General features: G+C 40.2%; 16 protein-coding genes. 6 read left to right on the top strand and 10 right to left on the bottom strand.

What is annotated here, in order from left to right:
- The first annotated feature begins 108 nt into the window (after nucleotides 1–108).
- Nucleotides 109–1,218 (top strand): FAD-dependent monooxygenase, encoded by a 1,110-nt coding sequence (locus tag FR932_RS00295; RefSeq protein ID WP_019440427.1) that lies wholly within the window; start codon nucleotides 109–111, stop codon nucleotides 1,216–1,218.
- Between the two features lie 613 nt (nucleotides 1,219–1,831).
- Here FR932_RS00295 and FR932_RS00290 read toward each other — a convergent pair.
- The 6 genes from FR932_RS00290 to rbsD form a co-directional block, all read right to left on the bottom strand.
- Nucleotides 1,832–2,839, bottom strand: a complete 1,008-nt coding sequence (locus FR932_RS00290) for a substrate-binding domain-containing protein (protein ID WP_019440428.1) — start codon at nucleotides 2,837–2,839, stop codon at nucleotides 1,832–1,834.
- 93 nt (nucleotides 2,840–2,932) lie between these two features.
- Nucleotides 2,933–3,853 carry a ribokinase gene (gene rbsK / locus FR932_RS00285; RefSeq protein ID WP_019440429.1) on the bottom strand — a complete coding sequence of 307 codons (921 nt, stop codon included), beginning with the start codon at nucleotides 3,851–3,853 and terminating at the stop codon, nucleotides 2,933–2,935.
- A gap of 180 nt (nucleotides 3,854–4,033) precedes the next feature.
- On the bottom strand, nucleotides 4,034–4,912 hold the full coding sequence (gene rbsB, locus FR932_RS00280) for a ribose ABC transporter substrate-binding protein RbsB (protein ID WP_019440430.1): 879 nt from the start codon (nucleotides 4,910–4,912) through the stop codon (nucleotides 4,034–4,036).
- Nucleotides 4,913–5,031: 119 nt separating this feature from the next.
- On the bottom strand, nucleotides 5,032–6,078 hold the full coding sequence (gene rbsC, locus FR932_RS00275; protein ID WP_019440431.1) for a ribose ABC transporter permease: 1,047 nt from the start codon (nucleotides 6,076–6,078) through the stop codon (nucleotides 5,032–5,034).
- On the bottom strand, nucleotides 6,075–7,580 hold the full coding sequence (gene rbsA / locus FR932_RS00270) for a ribose ABC transporter ATP-binding protein RbsA (protein WP_019440432.1): 1,506 nt from the start codon (nucleotides 7,578–7,580) through the stop codon (nucleotides 6,075–6,077). Before rbsA ends, rbsC begins: the two co-directional genes overlap by 4 nt.
- Nucleotides 7,581–7,660: 80 nt before the next feature.
- Entirely contained in the window at nucleotides 7,661–8,080 is a 420-nt protein-coding gene (gene rbsD / locus FR932_RS00265) for a D-ribose pyranase (RefSeq protein ID WP_019440433.1), read from the bottom strand.
- Nucleotides 8,081–8,565: 485 nt separating this feature from the next.
- Between rbsD and FR932_RS00260 the strand changes: the two genes are divergently transcribed.
- Nucleotides 8,566–9,030, top strand: coding sequence for a DUF1097 domain-containing protein (locus FR932_RS00260; RefSeq protein ID WP_019440434.1), 465 nt, complete (start codon nucleotides 8,566–8,568; stop codon nucleotides 9,028–9,030).
- 317 nt (nucleotides 9,031–9,347) lie between these two features.
- Here the strand turns inward: FR932_RS00260 and FR932_RS00255 are convergent, their stop codons facing one another.
- The gene (locus FR932_RS00255) at nucleotides 9,348–10,250 is read right to left on the bottom strand and encodes a nucleoside-specific channel-forming Tsx family protein (protein ID WP_019440435.1); all 903 of its coding nucleotides are present in this window, start codon (nucleotides 10,248–10,250) and stop codon (nucleotides 9,348–9,350) included.
- A gap of 1,068 nt (nucleotides 10,251–11,318) precedes the next feature.
- On the opposite strand from FR932_RS00255, the gene ushA (FR932_RS00250) reads away from it, so the two are divergent.
- The 4 genes from ushA (FR932_RS00250) (at nucleotide 11,319) to FR932_RS00235 (ending at nucleotide 18,585) form a co-directional block, all read left to right on the top strand.
- Nucleotides 11,319–12,983 (top strand): bifunctional UDP-sugar hydrolase/5'-nucleotidase UshA, encoded by a 1,665-nt coding sequence (ushA, locus tag FR932_RS00250; RefSeq protein WP_019440437.1) that lies wholly within the window; start codon nucleotides 11,319–11,321, stop codon nucleotides 12,981–12,983.
- 73 nt (nucleotides 12,984–13,056) lie between these two features.
- The gene (locus tag FR932_RS00245) at nucleotides 13,057–14,169 is read left to right on the top strand and encodes a porin (RefSeq protein WP_019440438.1); all 1,113 of its coding nucleotides are present in this window, start codon (nucleotides 13,057–13,059) and stop codon (nucleotides 14,167–14,169) included.
- 50 nt (nucleotides 14,170–14,219) lie between these two features.
- Nucleotides 14,220–17,060 carry an ExeM/NucH family extracellular endonuclease gene (locus FR932_RS00240; protein ID WP_019440439.1) on the top strand — a complete coding sequence of 947 codons (2,841 nt, stop codon included), beginning with the start codon at nucleotides 14,220–14,222 and terminating at the stop codon, nucleotides 17,058–17,060.
- 112 nt (nucleotides 17,061–17,172) lie between these two features.
- Nucleotides 17,173–18,585 (top strand): HNH endonuclease signature motif containing protein, encoded by a 1,413-nt coding sequence (locus tag FR932_RS00235; protein WP_019440440.1) that lies wholly within the window; start codon nucleotides 17,173–17,175, stop codon nucleotides 18,583–18,585.
- 112 nt (nucleotides 18,586–18,697) lie between these two features.
- Here the strand turns inward: FR932_RS00235 and ushA (FR932_RS00230) are convergent, their stop codons facing one another.
- From ushA (FR932_RS00230) to oppD, 3 genes are all read right to left on the bottom strand, one after another.
- A complete protein-coding gene (gene ushA / locus FR932_RS00230; protein WP_019440441.1) occupies nucleotides 18,698–20,350 on the bottom strand; it encodes a bifunctional UDP-sugar hydrolase/5'-nucleotidase UshA in 1,653 nt (550 codons plus the stop codon).
- Nucleotides 20,351–20,475: 125 nt separating this feature from the next.
- Complete coding sequence (gene oppF / locus FR932_RS00225) at nucleotides 20,476–21,534, bottom strand: murein tripeptide/oligopeptide ABC transporter ATP binding protein OppF (protein ID WP_019440442.1); 1,059 nt, start codon at nucleotides 21,532–21,534, stop codon at nucleotides 20,476–20,478.
- Nucleotides 21,534–22,499, bottom strand: coding sequence for an ABC transporter ATP-binding protein (gene oppD / locus FR932_RS00220; protein ID WP_019440443.1), 966 nt, complete (start codon nucleotides 22,497–22,499; stop codon nucleotides 21,534–21,536). The genes oppF and oppD overlap by 1 nt, the downstream gene beginning before the upstream one ends.
- Between the last annotated feature and the right edge of the window lie 33 nt (nucleotides 22,500–22,532).

The raw sequence follows: 22,532 nt of genomic DNA, 5'->3' as shown, positions 1-22,532 counted from the left end.
GAAAAATATAAACGATTAAAAACATCATCATGCCGTGTTATATTTTAATAAACAGTGAGTTAGTCACATCAAGTACACAATAACGCATAGAAAATAAGGAATAAGTTAATGGACAAAAAAGATCTAAACATAGCCATTGTCGGTGCAGGGTTAAACGGTCTAGCACTGGCTTTATCACTGCGCATGTTTGGCATTGAAGCGACTGTTTATGAAAAAGCAGATAAGCCAAGAGCAGATGGTACAGGTATTATCATGTGGCCTGAAGGCATGCAGATCTTAGCCGCGTTAACGGATGCCAAGAAGGTGAGCTCGACAGGCAATAGCGTTGATCTTATTACCACATTAACCGCAACATCTGACATGATTAACCAACTGTCCATGCAAGCGACAGACAATAGCGTTAATGCCCCGATAGGCTTGTTTCATCGGCACGATCTTTATCAATTATTATTAACTGCTTTTGGTGCAGAAAATATCCTGACAGGCCAGCACTGCAGTGTTGAAAACGAAACGGTTCTGATTAACGGGGAACCACTTATTGCTGACGTTATTGTCGGTGCGGATGGGTTATTCTCACAAGTTCGCCAGTTTGTTGCGCCAGAAGTAAGCATACGCCAACCTGGCGTTTACTGTTGTCGTGGTACCGTTGACTTTAATGCACCTGAAATAAGTGATGATGAGTGTTACGTGTTTGCTGGTATGCAATCACGTATTGTTACTTATACTTACGACCGAGAAAACCATTCAAAGTACTGGTTTGCAGCCTGCCCTGTTGCAAAAGGTGAAACACTGGATAAAGCGCGTATTTTAGAAAAATTTGCTCACTATTCGCCATTTCTACTCGAGATGATTAAAAGTACACCTGAATCGCAAATCATGCCCTCGCCTTTAGCCGATCTCGCCCCGTTCTCACAATGGAGCAGAGGTAATGCAGTATTACTTGGCGATGCATGTTGTTCGGTATTGCCAACCATGGGCATAGGTTTTAGTTTAGGTATTGAAAACGCCTATATTCTAGCGCAAAGTCTAGCCGCTAACTTTAACGATATTCCAAGTGCACTACAGCGCTATCAACATCGAGCACAACAGCGTTCACACGATTTACAGAATATTACGCATCGCTTGAGTCAACTAACTTACATAGAACCTTTCGATCCCATTGAAGTGCAAAGCTTATATCAGCAGTTTACCGCAGTGAATAGTCGCTCTGTATTTTAATTTCAGAAACAAAAAAGCCTATTGATGATCACTTCAAATAAGTATCTAAATAGGTTTTCTTTTTAAACTAATATGTACTATTTTTTCAATTTAGTGACAGCACCACAGGAATTACACTTATAGATACTACTATAAAATAATTTTTGTAACCAAGTACGGCTTACCTTAATCACTCGACCACCTTTACAACATTTCATATTCAGCTCCATACTATTTAATTATAAATGCCGTCTTAAATACGGCAATAGCATCAATATACTGAATAATCCCAAACATAATTTTTCATAAGCTTATGTGAGGTGAAACACAGTGTTACACTTTATAACAAATTGATATGGCATATTACCGACTACAAATGAAAATAATATTTCATATTAAGAAAAAAAATCTTAAATGATATATTTTGTAGATAAAGTAATTAATAACCAGAAAATAGTCGAATTAAGACAGCGGAGTGTTATTTTTCAGTATAGATAGTGACTAAAAAGGTGAAAAAAAGGTTAGCCAAAATGGCTAACCTTGCTAATAAATTAATCTTTCTAATAAACTCATATTTCTAATAAACTCATATTTCTAATAAATAGTATGCTTCATTAATTTAACTTTACAGCACTTACTTATTCAAATGTTTAACACTGTCGCGTTCAACTAAAGTAGGCTCTAACTCAACAATTTGGTTACTTGCAGTTTTCGAGTTAATTTGTTCGATCAACATATCCACGGCTTTTTTACCTAAACGGTGCTTAGGTTGGTGAATAGTGGTTAATGACGGGGTAATGTATTTAGCTAACTTAATGTCATCGTAACCGATAATAGACAGGTCTTGTGGTACTGAGATACCCTTTTTACTCGCGCTATTAATCACACTCATCGCCATCATGTCATTACAGACAAACAAAGCCGAAGGCAATGGACCGTTAGCGAACATTTCAGCAAAGGCTTGTTCACCGCCCTCGCACTCAAAATTACCCGCTGTCACCCAGTTAGGATTAATCGCTAAACCCGCTTCTTTCATTGCTTGGGTAAAACCCGCAAAACGCTGCTGCGCGGTTAATTTATCTAATACACCAGTAATACAGCCAATCTCAGTATGGCCCTTGGCAATCAGATGCTGCGTGGCCATATAACCACCGCGATGGGAATTATCTTGGATCTTATCGCACGAGAAGTTTGTTGGGCCCCAATCCATCACCACTGTAGGGACTGGTTTATGACGTTCAAATAAATTAAAACCTTGGCTTTCAACTTCGCTACACATCAACATGAGTCCATCAACACGTTTTTGTAATAGTGTATCTAGGTTAGCATGCATACGCGCCACATCCCCTTCGGTATTACATAAAATAAGCGTATAACCATGTTCATAACAGCGACGCTCTACCCCCTTCAGCACTTCCCCAAAGAAGGGGTTGGTTGAGGTCGTAACCAACATACCGAATGTTTTCGTACTCTGGACTTTAAGACTGCGCGCCAATGCAGAGGGCGCATAACGTAATTCGTCAACGGCTGCTTTCACACGCGCAGACACATCTTCACTCACATAGCGGGTATTATTTAATACATGACTCACTGTTGACGTTGATACACCTGCATGTTTTGCTACGTCTTTAATTGTTGCCATTCGCTAATATTGTCCATGTTATGAATAAAAGGTTGTAAATAAAAGGCGACTCAATACTCACCACCTATAAATCTTCACAACCTATCATTCGTGTTAATTTTGTAATGCTAAAAACGCATCTACTTCCATTTTTGTTGGAATTGATGTTTGTGCACCGACGCGGGTAACAGAAATAGCAGCGGCTGCGTGGGCAAATAAAATAGCATCATCTAACGCTAACCCAGCCTGTGATCCCGCTAATAGGCCACCATTAAAGGTATCACCTGCCGCTGTCGTATCTACCGCATCAACACGGAAACCTTTGACTTGTTTGCCTGTGCCCGATTTGCTGATCCACACACCTTGACTACCGAGCGTGATCATCACCTCGCTAATACCTTTATCATGTAATACATCTGCCGCAATTTGTGCTGATGCCATATCCGTCACTTTAATGCCAGTTAACAGTTCAGCCTCGGTTTCATTGGGCGTGATCAAATCAACGACAGCCAATAGTTCATCACTTAATGGCTGCGCAGGCGCTGGGTTTAATACCACTCGCGTACCCGATTGTTTAGCTATTCTAGCGGCTTGTGTAATAGTTGCAATCGGCGTTTCTAATTGCATTAATAATGTATCAGCTTGTGCAATTAACTCGCTATGTGGTGCAAGTCGCTCTGGTGTTAAACAGGCATTGGCTTCAGCCGAGATACAAATACTATTTTCGCCCGTTGCAGCCACCTGGATCATGGCGATACCTGTTGGCGTGCCTTGTTCCGTCATCACCGCTTGGGTATTGATACCATCGCGGCCAAACTCGGCGATCATATTAGTGCCAAAACTATCATCACCCACACAAGCGATAAAGGCTATATCAGCACCTAAACGTGCAGCGGCTACCGCTTGGTTCGCACCTTTACCGCCAGGGATCACAGCATAGCTATGCCCAAGTAAGGTTTCGCCTGGACGCGGGAAAGAAGCCACTTGTAAAACATGATCAGCGTTAACACTGCCTAACACAACTAACTTATTCATAAAGGAGCCTTAATACATTGTAACTGGAGAGAATAAAACATGACTTAATGACATTAGATTAACGACGCTATTGAATAATATTAGCTAACTCGTCAATGCACTTAAGTCAGGATTCAAAGGGTGGAATGAAGGGGATAGCGATAAACACTAGCCCCTAGTCGATTTATGCGGTAAGCATTATTACTTAGTGATCACTTTAAGTGGTACAGCGATGCTTTTTTCTACCGGTTGACCTTTAAGTACTTTATCAGCGGCTTCAACACCCAGCGCACCAATAAGTCCAGGCTGTTGTGCAATTGTCGCGCCTAAGATACCGCGATTAACTGCAGCGATACCGTCTTTAGTGCCATCAAAGCCAACGATTAATACGTCTTTACCCGATGCTTGCACTGCACGTAAAGCACCTAATGCCATTTCATCGTTCTGGGCAAATACAGCTTGTACATCAGGATTAGCAGCAAGCATGTTTTCCATTACATTAAGCCCTTTTGTGCGGTCAAAATCAGCTGGTTGACTACCTAGCAGATCCATCTTATTTTTATCAACAGCTTGCATGAAGCCTTGACCACGTTCACGTGCCGCAGATGTACCTGCGATGCCTTCTAACTGAATCACTTTGGCATTAGCGCCAATCGTGTCAGTAATATATTGACCCGCCATTTCACCACCAGCAACGTTGTCAGAAGCAATGTGACTCACCACTTTACCGCGACTTGCACCACGATCTAATGTTAATACCGGAATGCCTGAACGGTTAGCCATACGGATAGCGTTCGATACTGCATCTGAATCCGTTGGGTTGATTAGAATCGCTTTAACACCACGTACCGTTAAGTCTTCAACATTCGATAATTCTTTACTTGGATCGTTCTGCGAATCCAGCACAATTAACTCATAACCTAAGGCTTCAGCTTTCGCTTCTGCACCTTCTTTCATGGTGACAAAGAAAGGGTTGTTTAGTGTAGAAACGACCATGGCAATCGAATCTTGCGCCATTACCGTTGCACTAAAAGATGCTGAAACGAGAGCAGCAGAGATCAAGGTTGCTAATTTTTTCATTACATATACCTTCTTATTAGTTAATTCTGCTGCCTCGATAGGGTATGAGGTTCACAGATTTTGTTATGATTATTTATCGTGTTTGTATTGTTGCTATCATGGTTTTATTATTATGATTGTTATTTCTTTTTCGTTTCGACTAATACTGCCAGTAATATCACCACAGCTTTAGCAATCATTTGGAAATATGAAGATACATCTAATAGGTTTAAGGCGTTATTTAGGAAACCGATAATTAATGCACCGATTAACGTGCCCATAATACGGCCTTTACCACCAGCAAGACTGGTACCGCCGACAACTACCGCAGCAATCGCATCTAGCTCATAACCCATACCAGCAGTTGGTTGCGCAGATGACAGACGTGAAGTAACAATCAGACCCGCTAATGCAGCCAGTACACCACAAATGGCATACACACCAATCTTCACTTTATCAACGTTAATCCCTGATAAACGTGTCGCAGCTTCGTTACCACCAAGCGCATAAACATAACGACCAAAGCGTGTGTGGTTAAGTAAATACCAAACCGATGCAAACACAATAACCATTAACCAGATTGGCACTGGCACACCTAATAAGTAACCTGTACCGATCCACGAGAAGCTATCAGCAACATCAGTAAAACCAGTTGAAATTGGGCGACCGTCGGTATAAACCATCGTCACACCGCGTAATAATGTCATGGTAACCAGCGTGGCGATAAAGGCTTGCACCTTACCTTTGGCGATAATAATACCGCTCATAGCACCTAATGCAGCGCCCGCAAACAATGCCACTGGCACCGCAATCATCACTGACACTTCCATTGATATTAAGGACGCGGCAAAGGCACCACAGAGGGCTAATACCGAGCCAACACCTAAATCAATACCACCGGTTAAAATCACTAAGGTCATGCCCACAGCGATGATCGCGCTCACCGATGTTTGACGCAATATGTTTAAAATATTACCCGTAGTGAAAAAATGTGGGTTCAAGAAAGACACCACCACAATCAATAAAATTAAGGCAATTAATGATTTTTGTTCAAAAAACCATTCTTTAGTAAAGAATTTTTGGGTTAAAGTTTTCGTCATAACATCACCGGTCACATTTTTATTGGAATTGGAATTATTGTTGGTATTAGTGCTAGCATTGCTATTTGCCACTTGGTTCTGGCTCATAGCCCTGCCTCATTGATTTTTTTACCAACGGCACATGCCATTAGCTTTTCTTGATCCGCGTCTGCAGCTATAAACTCACCACTGATACGGCCTTCGTGCATCACTAAAATACGGTCACTCATGCCCAATACTTCTGGCATCTCTGACGACACTAGGATGATGCTCATGCCTTCCGCTTTAAATTGATTGATTAACTGGTAGATCTCTTTTTTAGCACCCACATCCACACCACGGGTTGGTTCGTCTAAGATGAGTACTTTAGGACGGGTCATCAAGCCTTTGGCAATCGCGACTTTCTGCTGATTACCACCAGACAAGTTACCAATGATTTGATCGCGACTCGGGGTTTTCACATTAAACTGACGCATGAAGTCTTCTACTGCAGTCGCTTCTTTAACGTGGTCTAATTGTAGACCTTTCGACAAGGCGTCTAACGCACACAAAGACATATTTTCTTTCACTGACAGCCCAAGAATAAGACCATCACCTTTACGATCTTCAGAGATATAAGCAATACCATTAGCCAAACTATCACGCGGGGTGATCGGGCTCACCACTTTGTCATCGAGAATTACATCGCCTGACTGGCGTGGTAGCGCGCCATAAATCGCTTTCATTAATTCGGTACGGCCAGCGCCCATTAAACCTGAAATACCTAAAATTTCACCATGGTCTAACGTGAAACTGACATCATGCACACCTGGTGCAACGATGTTTTCAACTTCCAAACATAAGGTGCCGTGTTTAGCATCGATACGCGGATAAATTTCATCAAGACGGCGACCAACCATTTTTTCAATTAAGCCATCTTCATCAATATCGGACACGGCTATTTCAGCAATAAATTTACCATCACGTAATACGGTAATGTCATCGCAGATCTCAAAAATTTCTTTTAAACGGTGCGAGATATAAACAATGCCGCAGCCTTCGTTACGCAGTTCGTTAATCACCTTAAATAATGATTTCGTTTCGCTGTCTGTTAATGCGTCGGTCGGTTCGTCCATCACGATCACTTGTGATTTAAATGACAGCGCTTTGGCGATCTCCACCATTTGCTGCTCACCTAAACTCAGCTCGCCCAATAGTTGGCGCGAGCTGTGTTTTACATTTAAGCGTTGTAATAATGCATCAGCATCGCGATACATTTCAGCCCATTTGATGCCACCAAATACATTAGTCTTTTCACGACCTAAAAAGATATTTTCAGCAATTGTTAACTCAGGGATCAAGTTTAGTTCTTGATGAATGATACTGATACCGACTTCTTGAGAGTGACGCGGACCGTCAAACGTCACATCACTACCTTGGTAGTTGATCGCGCCTTTGTCCATATGATAGATGCCCGTAAGCACCTTCATCAATGTCGATTTACCGGCACCATTTTCACCCAGTAAGGCCATTACTTTACCTGGATATACATTCAAACAGGCATTATCCAGTGCTTTCACACCAGGAAATGATTTTTCGATACCACTGAGTTTTAAAATTGCTTGCGTCATGTCAGTTCCTACTTTATTCCGCATAAATAGCTGTTAATACGTTTTGGTTAATCCATGCTGTGTGAGTTACAACAACGAAACTAAAACACCACGCCAGATTGAAATATCACATTGGCATAAGGTGTACACTCACCCGTACGCACCACCGCTTTGCTTTGCTCTGTGCGCTGTTTAAATGCTTCGTGACTAATATAAGTAATTGCGATTTTTTTATTGGTTAGCTGCTCTTCATTGGCAATCACATCGAGTAAAACGCTGTGCAATTCAGGACTCACCGCGGCAAATTCTTCTGCTAATACGATACCTTCAATTTGCATCTCGCCCAGTATCGCTGTCACTGTCGCGATAAATGTCGGTACACCCGGAATAAGCGCAAGGTCGATACGCTGCGTTGACGCCGGAACCGGTAAACCAGCATCACAAATGGTGATCTCGTTGGTATGGCCTAGCGTTGCAACTAAGTAAGATAAGTCTGCGTTGATAAGTGCATTTTTCTTCATGGGTCACGCCTTCAAGGTGAAAATAGCTAAATCTGAGTCTTTAATATGGTTCATGTTAACGTCATCGAAACGTTTGCGCAAACGTTTCGATGGGTTGAATATAGCCAAAAATAAGGATAATTCTAGTCTTTAAGTATAAAAATGCGAGTTGGATCTAAGAACTAGGCCAATTTCTTTCATTTGAAATCGAGGTGTTATTTTTACGAAGAAAAACGCTTATATCGAAAGTAATAGTCTGGACATATTGTAGGTAATAGCACTGGTAAAATTAATCGAAAATAAAATGATAACGGTCATCAGCTAATCTTCACGCCATAACAAAACGATCAAATTCTAAAGTTACGTAGAAAGAGAGTAAAAGAACACACTGAGTATTTATAACTAGGTAGGTTTTAATATTGAATTTACGACCTCCTTCATGTTTTTATTCTTGGTTATGCGGTAATTTAGTCTCTAATATTATTTGTATATAATAGAGTTAAAATATGAAAAATCGTTATCAAGTCGCCCTTTCCGCTGGCCTACTTGCTGCACTATGGTGTGGTATCGCCGATACATTTCATTTAGTCACTTGGATAGGTTTTTTAAGTTGCAGCACTTTCTTCGCGCAGCCGAAGGCTGGATTTAACGGCGTGTTAATGACTTGGTTTACTAATTTATCCGGCGTATTTTGGGCTTGGCTGGCAATTTATGGCAGTGGCTGGCTTGATACACCGCTATTAGGTTATCTGCTCACAGGTATAGTCACCAGTGCGATGTGCTTACAAGCGAGCTACAGTAAACTGGCTTTTATCCCCGGTGCTTTTATTGGCTGCTGTATCACCTTTGCCATGGCTGGCGATGTGCATGCCATTATTCCACCGCTACTCATCGGCGGCCTACTCGGCTACAGCATGACGCAATTAACAGCCTTGTTCGTTAGTTTTAAAACCACGCCACAGCACGCTTAATCTCTGTCATTTAGTCTCATAATAATTCATATCGAAACCACAATAAGAGCTAGAACATCACTAGCTCTTTGGCCTGTCTGAAGCTCAATTTATTGTGCTGAAAGTAAAATACATATGATGATCATCATACGATATAAAGCGATTAGTAGATTAACGTTAATAAGGTCACAAGATTGCGAGATACAAATAGAATAATGTTGAGAGTAAGGCTGATTTGAGATCTGTTACGGGGTGTTTAATAAAGGCTGGTATAACTTGAAAGGAAATCAGGAGCCACGCGAGACGTGACTCCACAAACTTATTCTAAGTTTAGGTTCTTAGAATTTGTAAGTTGCTGCGAAGTAATGTGAAACGCCTGTAGACTCTAAATGGCCAGTACCACCGTTGTTCTTCACACCATATATATCGCTATATAATTTTAAGCCATAACCTACAGAGTAACGCTCTGAATGCCAGTAGATACCATTAAACATAGCGCCGCCATGACTAACAGAATTAGAGAATGCTGTTGGATCATTTGTTGCATCAATACCGAACTGGTAATCGACATAACCCTGGTAAGAAACAAAGCTACCGTTATCAAAATTAACGAAAGGTTTAAACCAGTTCATTGATAATTGGTAACCGTTCCAGTCTTTTGCATTGATGTCGTATTGAGCATAAAGATTCACGCCTACTTTACCAAACCAAGGCACCATTACATCAGAACCTAGACCGATGTTACCGTTGTTAGTATCACCATCAATAGGTGTTTTTTTATCTGCATAGTTAGGATCAGTAAATGCTGCATCATGGTCACGCTCACCAGTGATACCACCACCACCAATATTAAATAATGTCGCTACATATAACTCTTGCACAGGACCGAATGATAAATCTTTACCCGTCAGGCCATCGATAGAGAAACGTGGTGCAAGTTTCATGAACATTTTACTTGCGCCGTCAGTTTTATCGCCTGAATCGCTGTTTGTAATATTAAATACGTCAACGTAACCATAAAGGTCGATAACACCCGAACGGCCACCAAACTCTAATTCCAAGTAGTCATGGCCTTGGCCATCTTGTGTACTTGGTTTTTCGCCTTCTGCATACATCAAGTTGAATTGTGCCCATTTGTAATCATTCTTGTGAGTGTCATCAGAATAATCAGCTGCAAACGCGTTGCAAGAGATAGCAGCAAGAGTTGTTGCAGCTAATGCTGCATTTTTAATGTTTTTCATCATTACTTCCATTTTATGGTGCACAGCTCGTATGAGTCAGCGCTATTTTTATGGCGCGAGTGTATCGCGATTACAAAAAAGTTCAATAAATCTGTAACAAATACTGCAATAAATATCCAAAAATGTGATCAAAAGTTTAATTAACTGCATTTAGAATGATAAGCAAACTATTTAACTAGATTATCGCAATTTAAAAGTAAGTAGTTGTTAATGACAAGTTTATTGAAAATACGATTAACCCATAGTATCGAAATAATTATTTAAACATTTGATTTATATTACCTTCTATGAAAATAGTAGCTTAAATTTAAATTTAAGCTTATTTACACTTAGTCTATAAAATAAAAAAAGCAAAAGTGAAAAACGACAATAAAACGTAAATAACTGTAAATAAAGGAAAAGAAATGCAATCGACTATGAGTAGTTTAAAAACTATCCATATTTTAAAACCGGATAATCAACCAGCTATAAAATATATTGTACATAATAACATAGATAAAATAATCAATGGCTACCGTTAAAAATCATCATAGGTCACCTCAAAATATCAAAATAAGATTAATTAACCAAAAAACACAAACAGGGTTTTATGCTAAACAAGCATCCTAGTAGTAACACCTCCTAAATTTGTAAAAAAAGCTAATCCACCAACATAATCAACACATCAAAAAGTAAATCAAATTCACAAGTTAAGTTATAAAAAAACCAAAAAAACAACATTGACGAACTAATCCTTTGTAAAAGAATACGTTGAATCTCCAGCATACAAATAAAATGTATAAATAATGTATGACGAATGTTTTATTTTTTTAACGGAAAATGATAAAGCAATAGCTCTAAATCACACTTACAGTATTTAAATTGCCACAAACTTGGCTATTTCAAACATTGATGTATAGTTGATTTCCCTATATTAAGCCCAGATGGCAGTGATATTGATCGTGAGAGCGGTAGTGGTGACTATTGTTGGCATTCTTAGAATAAATAATTTAGCCGTATAACCTTATCTTCAATTCAATCTTGAAGGCTTGAATTTTTACCGTAATTAATATTTTTAGGCATAACATTATGACTTATAAAAACCTCGCTTTAACCGCCTTGGCAGTGGCTACAGGCTGTTCCAGTTCAAATACCAACCAGACTAATAGTGCAGCGTTCAATCACGATTGGATCCAAGATAAAGAATACAACCTGACAATTTTACATACCAACGATAATCACGGTAACTTCTGGCAAAATAAATACGGTGAACGCGGCATGGCTGCGCGTGCAACACTCGTAAACAACATCCGTAATGAAGTCCAAGCTGAGGGAGGCTCAGTCTTACTACTCTCTGGTGGTGATATAAATACCGGAGTTCCTGAATCAGACTTGCAAGACGCCGAACCAGATTTTATTGGTATGAACATGATTGGTTACGATGCAATGACATTAGGTAATCATGAATTCGATAACACACTTGATGTACTAGCAAAGCAAGAAGGCTGGGCAAACTTCCCATTCATCTCTGCAAATATCTATAAAAATGGTAAGCGTATGTTTGATGCTTACAAGATATTTAACAAAGACGGTATCAAGATCGCTGTTATTGGTTTAACGACAGAAGATACTGCCAAAATTGGTAACCCTGAATTTATTAGCGAATTAGAATTCCGCGATCCGAAAGTGGAAGCTAAAGCATTAATAGCTGAATTGAAAGCAACTGAAAATCCAGATGTAATAATTGCTGCAACGCATATGGGCCATTACCTAAACGGTGATAACGGTTCAAATGCACCGGGTGATGTACAGTTAGCGCGTTATCTTAACGAAGGCGATTTAGATATGATCGTCGGCGGTCATTCACAAGAACCTGTGTGTATGGAAGGCGCTGAATACGCAAACTTCAAACCAGGTCAAGACTGTGCACCCGATGTGCAAAACGGTACTGACATTGTACAAGCACACGAATGGGGAAAATATGTGGGCCGTGCAGATTACACCTTTATAAATGGTGAGTTCACACTGCAATCGTACAACCTCATTCCAGTTAACTTAAAGACAAAAATTAAAAATGCCGAAGGTAAAAAAGTACGCGTACTTATCCAAGATGAAATAGCACAGGACCAAGCCGTATTTAATGCGTTAAAACCTTTCCAAGATAAAGGCCAAGACGCGCTAAATATCCAGATCGGTCAAAGTAATGGTGTCCTTCAAGGTGAACGTAAAATCGTTCGTAATAACCAAACAAACCTAGGCCGTTTAATTGCAACATCGCATATGCAACGTGCTAAAGCTGACTTTGCAATAATGAATTCTGGTGGTGTAAGAGCCTCAATCGAAACAGGTAATATCTCTTATAAAGACGTATTAACAGTGCAACCGTTTGGCAATATCATCACCTATGTTGACATGACAGGCGCAGAAGTCATGGATTACCTGAATGTAGTGGGCACTAAGACCCGTGATTCAGGTGCTTATGCTCAATTTGCTGGTATTCAAATGACTGTTGCAAGTGACCAGGTTACAAATGTTGTGATTGCAGGTAAAGCGCTTGATACAGCAGCAACTTACCGTTTCACTATTCCGTCATTTAACGCTGCTGGCGGTGATGGTTATCCAAATATCACAGCACACCCTGCATTTGTAAACACAGGTTATGTCGATGCCGAAGTTCTAAAAGACTACATACAAGCAAACTCACCGATTAACGTTGATGACTTTGCACCTAAAGGTGAAATTACTCACCTGTAATAATAAAAATAATCAATTTATTTAAACTTACACCGTGCAGATATGTGCGGTAAACCCTTACAGAGATAAACACATGTTAAAGAAAACTGCTCTTGCAATAGCACTCTCTTCTTTATTCGTTGGTACTGCAGCGCAAGCTGTGACTATCTATGATAATGACAATGGTGACGTGATCAAACTATACGGTGAAGTTGGCGTTGGTGGTCATTTCAACCCAAATTACGAATACGGTGAATTTGTTGAATCACCATTACACGAAAATAAAGATGGCTACGGTACTGATACTAGCTATATCGATGATAGCTTTGCCACTATTGGTGTAAAAGGTACGTATCAAGAAGTTTACTACCGCGTAGAACTTGATTACGAACGTGAAAACTGGGCTTATGGTTCAGGCGATATGGTATTAGCAATCGATAAACTGTTTATTGGTTACAAGCTAACAAGCAACCATGCTATCGAAGTGGGTTTAACTGATACCGCATTTGATGATTACGATAAATACGGTGATTTCACGTTTGATACCACGGTAGAAACTGGTGAAGCTGGTGACCAACAGAACACCGTAAAATATGAAGGTAAAATTAAAAACTTCAAAATGGGTGCATCTTACTCTTACCAAGGTGAATCATCATCAGGCTCTGCACTAGGCGATATCGTCAATGGTTATGTGGGTTACTTTGGCAAGACTATTTCAGCGGTAATCGGTGTAGAACAACGCGCAGGATCTGCAGGCACATCTAAATACGGTGAGCAAATCCTATTTGGTTTTGGCGCACGTTTAAACATAACTGATGCTCTTTCACTGGGTGTAAATGGTTATATTGAAGATGAAGATATAGCTCAAGACAAAACTAATCTCGTTGTTGACCCAGCTAACCCTGATAACAATGTGACTGTATACAACGATTATCAAACCTTCCAAAATAAAGGTGCTTTAGTTTCTGCACGTTATAAATTTTCTGAAAAATGGGAAGTAACAGGTTCTTATAACTTCGAAGAATATGAGCAATGGGCTATCGATAATGCAGAGTACGACGCGACTCCATATTCTTGGGGCGACGAGCGAACTTGGAGCACTGTCGGCGTAAACTTCCGCCCATCAAGCTCAGTTATTTTCGCGATTGAAGGCAACTTAGGCGAAGCCGCACAAGATGCTTACGCTTACGCACGCGTTTACTTCTAGTATTTCCATCATTTCGATGTAGAACCAGTTAACGAATTTTAAGGTAAATTATGAAAAAGAAATTATTAGCCCTCACAATCGGCGGCGTATTATCAGCAAGTGCTCAAGCTGATATGAATAATATTATCATTACTGAATATATAGAAAGTACTAGTTATAACAGTAACGTAATTGAATTAACCAATACAGGCACGAGTAACTATACGTTTAAAGATGAAGACACGCTTGAATACAGCTCATATTCTAATCAAATTTTAAATCCAGATGGTAAGAATATCTTCACTGGACAATCAATACCCGCAGGCGGAACATTAGTTATCTATGATCGACTAATGGCTGCTGACGAGATAGCTAAAATTACAGGTTCAAAAGTCGCTGCGACTAGCTATAAGTACCTTGACGAACACAAATACAACCACTTAGGATTTAGTGGTGATGACCAAGTATTATTAAAACGTGGGGTTAATGTAGTCGATGTTATTGGTGTCAATGGTACAAAATGGGGTGAAAATAAATCGTTTACACGTCGTTTAGCGAATGACGCTTCAACTCCAAGTGGCGATAAAATCAGATACATTGAAGAAAACTGGCTCGATACGACAGCCAATGGATTTACTGATTTAGGGACTCCAACATATGGCAGCCCAGCAGCTTTACCGGCTGATCCTGAAGTGTTCAAAATGACAGCTGATGACGAAGGCTCATTCATAACTGCGCTTGCACGCTATGTAGGTAAAGAAGTCATCATTAACATTGACGTTAATGATGACGAAGCTGAAGATCAGAGCTTAGTGATCACGCGTAGCTTTGGATTTAACGTCAACGGCTACACGAATAACATGAGTGCTTCTTACAAGCGTGCTAACGTTCAGCCAAACCAAGAGTTTGTTGCAGGAACCTCATTTGCTGGAAAACAACAATTAGATAACGTCAGTAATACACTAATCATTGACAGTGTCTTCCCTGCAGAAGATGGCACCATCGCTTATTACCCAACCTTCCATACTGATTCCGCCAATAACGCTATTCGTATTAATGATAAGATCAAAACGATACAAGGTATTATTGTAGAAAGTGAGTTCGGCTATAAACTACTTGTGACAAAGGAAGTTGATAGTTCTAACTTCGATCGAACTGAGCGACCAGCAAAACCAACGCTTAGCACAACGGTAGAAGATGGATATTTTGCTATCAAAATTGCGACTCAAAATGTATTGAATTTATTCAACTCTCCATTTGGCGGTGCAGATAACTTACATGGCGGAAGTCGTGGCGCAAATACTGAGTCAGAATATCAACATCAGAAAGCCAAGCTAGTAGAAGCTGTTTATGGCTTAAATGCTGATATTGTTGGCTTAATGGAAATAGAAAATAATGGTTTCTCAGATACAGGTACAATTGCTGAATTTGTAGAAGCAATTAATGCTAAATATTACAACCCAAGACCTGAAGATAAGAATGACCCTGAATCGTCAGTTAATAAGTATGCATTTATTGGCTTCGATTCAAATGGTGACACCGTATTAGATGAACTAGATTCTATTGGTTCTGATGTTATTACTTCAGGCATTATCTATCGCCCGTCAAAAGTCAGTATCAAAAGCACTAAGATCATACAGATGCCACAGCAACATGCTCCGGCAACAGTGGATTACAACAATGTTGTGGTGAAAGATCAAAAAGGTCAAACATTAGAAAGTGGAGATAATTACCAACGCGATACCGTCGCAGCAACATTTGTGATAAACCAAACAGGTAAACATCTGACTGTTGCAGTGAATCACTTTAAATCAAAAGGTTCAACCTGCCATGAAGATTGGGAGGGTGTCGATTTTAGTGAAGATCAATTTAATGACGCAGGCCAGTATACAAATGCTCAAGGGAATGATGATGCCCCTGATTTAGATTTCCAGGGCCAATGTGAGAATTTCCGTGTCGCTGCGGCGGTTCAACTAGGTGACGAATTAGAAAAAATAGGTGGTGATCGTGTCGTCATTGGCGATATGAATTCATACGCCAAAGAAGATCCTATTTTAGTGTTAACAGAGAATGTCACCCAAAAAGTAATCAAAACTGCGCGTGATACTTTTATTGGTAAAACCCCACAGTTTAATAATACTGGCGAGCCGATTGTCGTTAATAAAACATATGGTTACATTAGTGCCGTAGGTAAGAAAGACAAGGAACGTGGGCACGTTAGCTGGAGTTATGCATACGATGATTCAATTGGCTCTCTCGATCATATCTTAATTACCCCGTCATTAGAGTCTCGCCTTATTGATGCGACTGATTGGCACATCAATGCTGCTGAATCAGTCTATTACGATTACAGTACATATCGTCTCGATGAGACAAAAGGCCTTGTATATTCAAAAGGTGAAAACGGCTCGACTAACTTTGTTGTAGACGATTCATATCGTTCATCAGATCATGATCCTGCGATTATGTCTATATCGTATAAATATGGCGAAGTAAGTAATGGCGAAGCTGTCCACCTCGTGATTGAAAATGGAGCGATTAGTATTCCTTATAGTATTCCGGCCTCAGCATCAGTAAAAGCAGGGGACACAGCAGAAATATCATTATCATCAAGTGTTGATATGAGTGACGTATTACTTCCTACAGTCGCAGTCACTAAAGATGGTCAATCATTAGTGCATATTGAAGTCGACGTTATTAAAGCAGGTACTTACAGCGCAACAATGAAATTAGTACGAAATGGTAAAGAGATGCCTGAACATGGCCAATCAATGACAATTGAAGTAGTCAAATCAGACTCATTAACTCCCCAAATTGTCATACCTGAAAGCGATAATAGCGGTGGTTCATTTAGTCTTTTTGGCATTTTATCACTATTGGGTTTAGGTTTTTTACGTCGGATTAAAGCGTAACAAATAACTACCTAATTTAACGACAAACGAGCAATCACTTATTACTTTAGTGATTGCTATTACGCTGTCGTGAACAGTCTCTTATTAAGTTAAAATTTATAGGCAATTAAATATGAATAACAAAACTAAAATAGCCATACTGCTATTATCACTTACCTCACTAGCTGCATGCGGTGATAGTAGTGACGATAAATCAACAATGAGTAGTGTTACAACTGTCGGACAGGAAACACCTGTCGGTGTCGATGTTGCAGTTAATGGTAGTTTCGAAATTTTTACTGATCCTACAACCCCCACTGGCTGGACGACGATTGATACCTGGGGAGTAGCAGTCGCACAAGATAGTGCAATTTTTACAACCGGTTTAAATTCTGGCGCTTTTACAGTGACTAAAACTAAAGCCGATTTCCGCCAAAATGTCGACGTGGTCAATGGTAAAACATATACACTCTCTATGTCGGTTTATCATACTGAAGGCGGTGTGAAAACTCGACTTTACCTAGCTGATTATGTAAATGTGTATTCAGATCCTAGCTTAGTCAATCAATGGCAAGAAATTAGCTTTGAATACAAACCGACTGAAGATAAAAATATTGAAATTGGGACGCGCTTTTATTCTGTAAGCGGTACCTTTGATAATGAAGAAATCGTTTATATTGATAATCTAGTATTATTAGCAACAGGCGAAGCTCAAGAACCAGCTCCTCTTTTACCACCACCAGCTATTGGTAAAGACCCTGAAGCTTTAAAAGCATATTATCAAAGCAGTGAAGGAAAAACTGGTTTTGAATTAAAAACAGCACTTTATGATATAATTAAAGGTCATACGAACAAAACATATAATGATTTATGGACTTTCATGTCTACGTATTCATTAGATACTTATTATGAAAACGATAATACTATCTTAGATATGTACTCTGAAATCCCATCAGCTTCAGACAGCTATAACTTTGCACCCATACTTAAACAATGTGGTAATTACAAAGCAGAAGGTGATTGTTATAATCGTGAACATTCTTTCCCGAAAAGTTGGTTTGATGATAAGTACCCAATGTATAGCGATGTTCATCACCTCTTCGCAACAGACGGTTACGTGAATGGTAAACGTAGTAATTTCCCATACGGCGAAGTTGATACAGCAACTTTCACATCATCTAATGGCAGTAAATTAGGCTCACCAACAGCTAACTTAGTTACATTAGGTTTTACAGGCGATACAGTGTTTGAACCAATCGATGAGTTTAAAGGTGATTTAGCAAGAGCCTATTTTTACATGGCGACTCGCTATGAAAATACGATTGGTTCTTGGGAAACTAACTCTACGAACTCAGATGCTGTATTAAATGGTAGCACAGACGCTGTATTTGAACCTTGGGTTATCGCTATGTTGAAAGAGTGGCATACTAACGATCCTGTTAGTACAAAAGAAGAATATCGTAATGATGCGGCATTCCAGTATCAAGGTAACCGTAATCCATTCGTTGATCACCCTGAATATGTAAGCGAGATCTGGGGTAATTAATAGTTACTAATTCTAAAATATGTTATATGAAAGGCTAATAAACACTGTTTATTAGCCTTTTTTAATAATCCTACTTTATAACATCACATTATAGTAAAACTACACCGTAATCTTATTTATAAAGCATTGCATTTTTTGGTTCAAAATCAGCCACGTTAAGCGGTGAGTTAGCTTCAATGTATTCTTTCAGTACTTCAGCATCAACATAACCCGTGTTAACAAAAGCTGAGTGTGTTGATATTTTTGGATAACCATCACCACCCGCAGCGTTAAACGATGGGATCGTGAAACGATATGACTTAGCTAAATCAATAGCGTTACCTGCAATAACCACGTTAGACACTTGGCCGTTTGCTACTGTCATCGAGATACCAGCAAATTGTGCAAATGCACCAGAATCTTTCTGCTTAGTAGCAACAACGTTTAAGTAATCCATTACCTCACTGCCAGTCATATCAACATACGTGACGATATTGCCAAACGGTTGTACCGTTAATACATCTTTATACGTAATGTCACCCGCTTCGATTGACGCACGTACACCACCTGAATTCATAATACCGAAATCCGCTTTAGCGCGCTGCATATGGGCAGTTGCAATTAAACGGCCAAGATTAGTTTGGTTGTTACGTACTACGTCACGGTCACCTTGCAGCAAACCATTAGCATCACCAATCTTGATATTCAACGCGTCTTGGCCTTTTTCTTGGAACGGTTTTAGCGTTGCCAGTACAGCCGGATCTTGCGTAATTTCGTCTTGGATGAATACACGTACTTTTTTACCATCAGCATTTTTAACTTTTTTCTTTAAGTTAACCGGAATAAGGTTGTACGAGGCGAGTGTAAATTCACCATTTTTGAAGGTGTAATCAGCACGGCCAACGTACTTGCCCCACTCATGTGCTTGCACAATGTAAGTGCCGTTTTGCACATCCGGTGTACAGCTTTGGCCTGGTTTGAAGTTTGCGTATTCTGCGCCTTCCATACACACAGGTTCTTGTGAATGGCCGCCGACGATCATATCTAAATCACCTTCATTAAGGTAGCGTGCTAGCTGGACATCACCCGGTGCATTAGAGCCGTTATCACCGTTAAGGTAATGGCCCATGTGTGTTGCCGCGATGATCACATCAGGATTCTCATTTGCTTTTAATTCAGCGATTAATTTTTTCGCTTCTACTTTCGGGTCGCGGAATTCTAATTCACTGATAAATTCAGGATTACCAATTTCAGCCGTATCTTCCGTCGTTAAACCGATAACCGCGATCTTGATACCGTCTTTATTAAAGATCTTGTAAGCGTCGAACATACGCTCACCATCTTTATAAATATTAGCTGAGATGAATGGGAAATTTGCCCAACCAGCTTGCTTAGCCAATACATCAAGCGAGTTATCAAACTCATGATTACCCAATGTCATGGCATCGTAACCAATCATGCTCATGCCGATGAAATCAGGTTCAGCGTCTTGCAAATCTGACTCCGGAACACCGGTATTAATATCGCCACCAGAGAGCAATAATACCGAGCCACCTTCAGACTTTACTTCCGCACGGATGTCATTAATCAAGGTCGCACGGGCTGCCATACCACGTTCGCCATATTTGTTCTGCCAGAAATTACCGTGGTTATCATTGGTGTGCAGGATCGTCAGGTTATATTCTTTATCTTGTACCCATTGGTGCTGAGGTTTTTGATCTGCAGTAGCGCAACCTGTTGCAATGGCAATAGTTAAAGCAGAAAGCGCGATATTTTTAAGTTTCATATAATTATCCGTAATCAGGGGAGAGACAAAAAAATACCCATCAACACGTTGCTGACAGGTATACGGGATTATGACTATGTTCGTTATGTTATATTATTTTCAATCGACTTATCTCACCAAAGACATTAAGCCACTAGCAAACAAGACACAGAATGTACTTCATCACCAGATAATGTCGGTTTCGTCTCAGCACAACTCGCTTTAGCGACCGGACAACGGGTACGGAATACGCAACCAGATGGCGGATTGAGTGGCGACGGTAAATCACCTTCTAGCATTTCAATCTTTTTCTGACGTTCTAATATAGGATCAGGGATCGGCACTGCAGACATCAAGGCTTTGGTGTACGGGTGTTTAGGCTCGGCGAACAAGGCTTTTGATTCTCCCAGTTCCACTGCATTACCCAGATACATCACTAATACACGATCGGAAATGTGTTTTACAATCGATAAATCATGGGCAATAAAGATCAGGCTTAAACCCAGTTCTTTCTGCAGTGATTGTAATAGATTCACTACCTGCGCTTGAATTGATACATCCAATGCCGAAACAGGTTCATCACAGATGATCATCTTAGGTTTTAAGATAAGTGCACGGGCAATACCGATACGTTGACACTGACCCCCCGAGAACTCATGTGGGTAACGGTTGATCACGTTCGGTAATAAACCTACCTTCGTCATCATCTCTTTCACCTGCTCTCTCACTTCATCTTTAGTCAGACGAGGGAAGAAAGTACGTAGCGGCTCAGCAATAATATCACCCACCGTCATACGCGGATTAAGCGACGCTAACGGGTCTTGGAAAATCATTTGAATTTCTTTGCGTTTTTCACGCATTTCATTGTGCGGTAAACGCGTAAGATCTTGACCTAACCACACCACATTACCGGCAGCAGCTGGCACCAAACCAATGAGTGCACGGGCAAAGGTTGATTTACCACAACCAGATTCCCCTACTACGCCTAACGTTTCACCTTCATATAATTTGATACTCACACCATCAACCGCTTTCAGTGGTGTCGGTGGCGCCCAAGGCCAAAATGACTTAGACGGAATATCAAACTGCACCTTCAGGTTGTTCACTTCGAGTAGCAATTCTTTTTTTACTGCTTGTACAGCAACGTTCCGTTGTTTTGTTGCTACAGCTTGCTTTTCAACGGTTTGCTTTTCAATAATAGTCATTACCATGTCCCCTGGTCTGAGAAGCAGGCACGTAAGCGGTCGCCAGCAAATGGAATTAATTGTGGTTGTTCTTGTTGACAATTTTCTTGTGCACGATGACAACGATCTTGATATGCACAGCCTTTAGGTAATGATAACAAGTTAGGTGGATTACCCGGAATCGTCGGTAAAATATCACCTTCGGTATCTAAACGTGGAATAGACTTAAGCAGCCCTTCTGTATAAGGGTGGCTTGGTGTATAGAAGATGTCATTCACCTTACCATACTCCATCGTACGACCAGCATACATCACCAATACTTTGTCACAACTACCAGCAACCACACCCAAATCATGAGTGATCATAATAATCGCGGTATTAAACTTATCTTTTAATTCGTTCAACAACTGCATGATCTGCGCCTGGATCGTTACATCCAATGCCGTTGTTGGTTCATCAGCAATCAGTAGCTTAGGACGACATAACAACGCCATCGCAATCATGACACGTTGGCGCATGCCACCCGAGAATTCATGTGGGTACATATTAATACGCATACGCGCTTCCGGGATCTTGACCGATTCCAGCATGAACACTGATTCTTCAAACGCTTCTTTACGTGACATACCTTTATGATGAATAAGTACTTCCATCATCTGTTCACTGACCTTCATGTAAGGGTTCAATGATGTCATTGGGTCTTGGAAAATCATTGCGATTTGTTCTGCACGCACATGGTTAAGTTCTTTTTCCGGCAAATTTAAAATCTCTTTACCTTCGAACTTAGCACTACCAGTAATAATACCGTTTTTTGCCAGCAATCCCATGATCGCAAAGACGGTCTGAGATTTACCCGAACCAGATTCGCCAACAATACCCAGCGTTTCACCAGGGCTGAGCGAGAAATTTAAATCATTAACCGCAGTTACATTACCGTCTTGGGTAGTAAACTCAACGCGTAGGTCTTTAACATCTAGTAAACTCATCTGACATCCTTAATCTTGTTCTAGCGCTACATC

The sequence above is a fragment of the Moritella marina ATCC 15381 genome (assembly GCF_008931805.1).
Taxonomy (GTDB): domain Bacteria; phylum Pseudomonadota; class Gammaproteobacteria; order Enterobacterales; family Moritellaceae; genus Moritella; species Moritella marina.
Note: the sequence above shows the minus strand (reverse complement) of the source record. Positions and strands in the feature narration are given on the sequence as shown.

Coding starts and splice junctions, on each gene's coding strand:
- FR932_RS00295 (WP_019440427.1), top strand. CDS start 109: ATGGACAAAAAAGATCTAAACATAGCCATTGTCGGTGCAGGGTTAAAC.
- FR932_RS00290 (WP_019440428.1), bottom strand. CDS start 2,839: ATGGCAACAATTAAAGACGTAGCAAAACATGCAGGTGTATCAACGTCA.
- rbsK (WP_019440429.1), bottom strand. CDS start 3,853: ATGAATAAGTTAGTTGTGTTAGGCAGTGTTAACGCTGATCATGTTTTA.
- rbsB (WP_019440430.1), bottom strand. CDS start 4,912: ATGAAAAAATTAGCAACCTTGATCTCTGCTGCTCTCGTTTCAGCATCT.
- rbsC (WP_019440431.1), bottom strand. CDS start 6,078: ATGAGCCAGAACCAAGTGGCAAATAGCAATGCTAGCACTAATACCAAC.
- rbsA (WP_019440432.1), bottom strand. CDS start 7,580: ATGACGCAAGCAATTTTAAAACTCAGTGGTATCGAAAAATCATTTCCT.
- rbsD (WP_019440433.1), bottom strand. CDS start 8,080: ATGAAGAAAAATGCACTTATCAACGCAGACTTATCTTACTTAGTTGCA.
- FR932_RS00260 (WP_019440434.1), top strand. CDS start 8,566: ATGAAAAATCGTTATCAAGTCGCCCTTTCCGCTGGCCTACTTGCTGCA.
- FR932_RS00255 (WP_019440435.1), bottom strand. CDS start 10,250: ATGAAAAACATTAAAAATGCAGCATTAGCTGCAACAACTCTTGCTGCT.
- ushA (WP_019440437.1), top strand. CDS start 11,319: ATGACTTATAAAAACCTCGCTTTAACCGCCTTGGCAGTGGCTACAGGC.
- FR932_RS00245 (WP_019440438.1), top strand. CDS start 13,057: ATGTTAAAGAAAACTGCTCTTGCAATAGCACTCTCTTCTTTATTCGTT.
- FR932_RS00240 (WP_019440439.1), top strand. CDS start 14,220: ATGAAAAAGAAATTATTAGCCCTCACAATCGGCGGCGTATTATCAGCA.
- FR932_RS00235 (WP_019440440.1), top strand. CDS start 17,173: ATGAATAACAAAACTAAAATAGCCATACTGCTATTATCACTTACCTCA.
- ushA (WP_019440441.1), bottom strand. CDS start 20,350: ATGAAACTTAAAAATATCGCGCTTTCTGCTTTAACTATTGCCATTGCA.
- oppF (WP_019440442.1), bottom strand. CDS start 21,534: ATGACTATTATTGAAAAGCAAACCGTTGAAAAGCAAGCTGTAGCAACA.
- oppD (WP_019440443.1), bottom strand. CDS start 22,499: ATGAGTTTACTAGATGTTAAAGACCTACGCGTTGAGTTTACTACCCAA.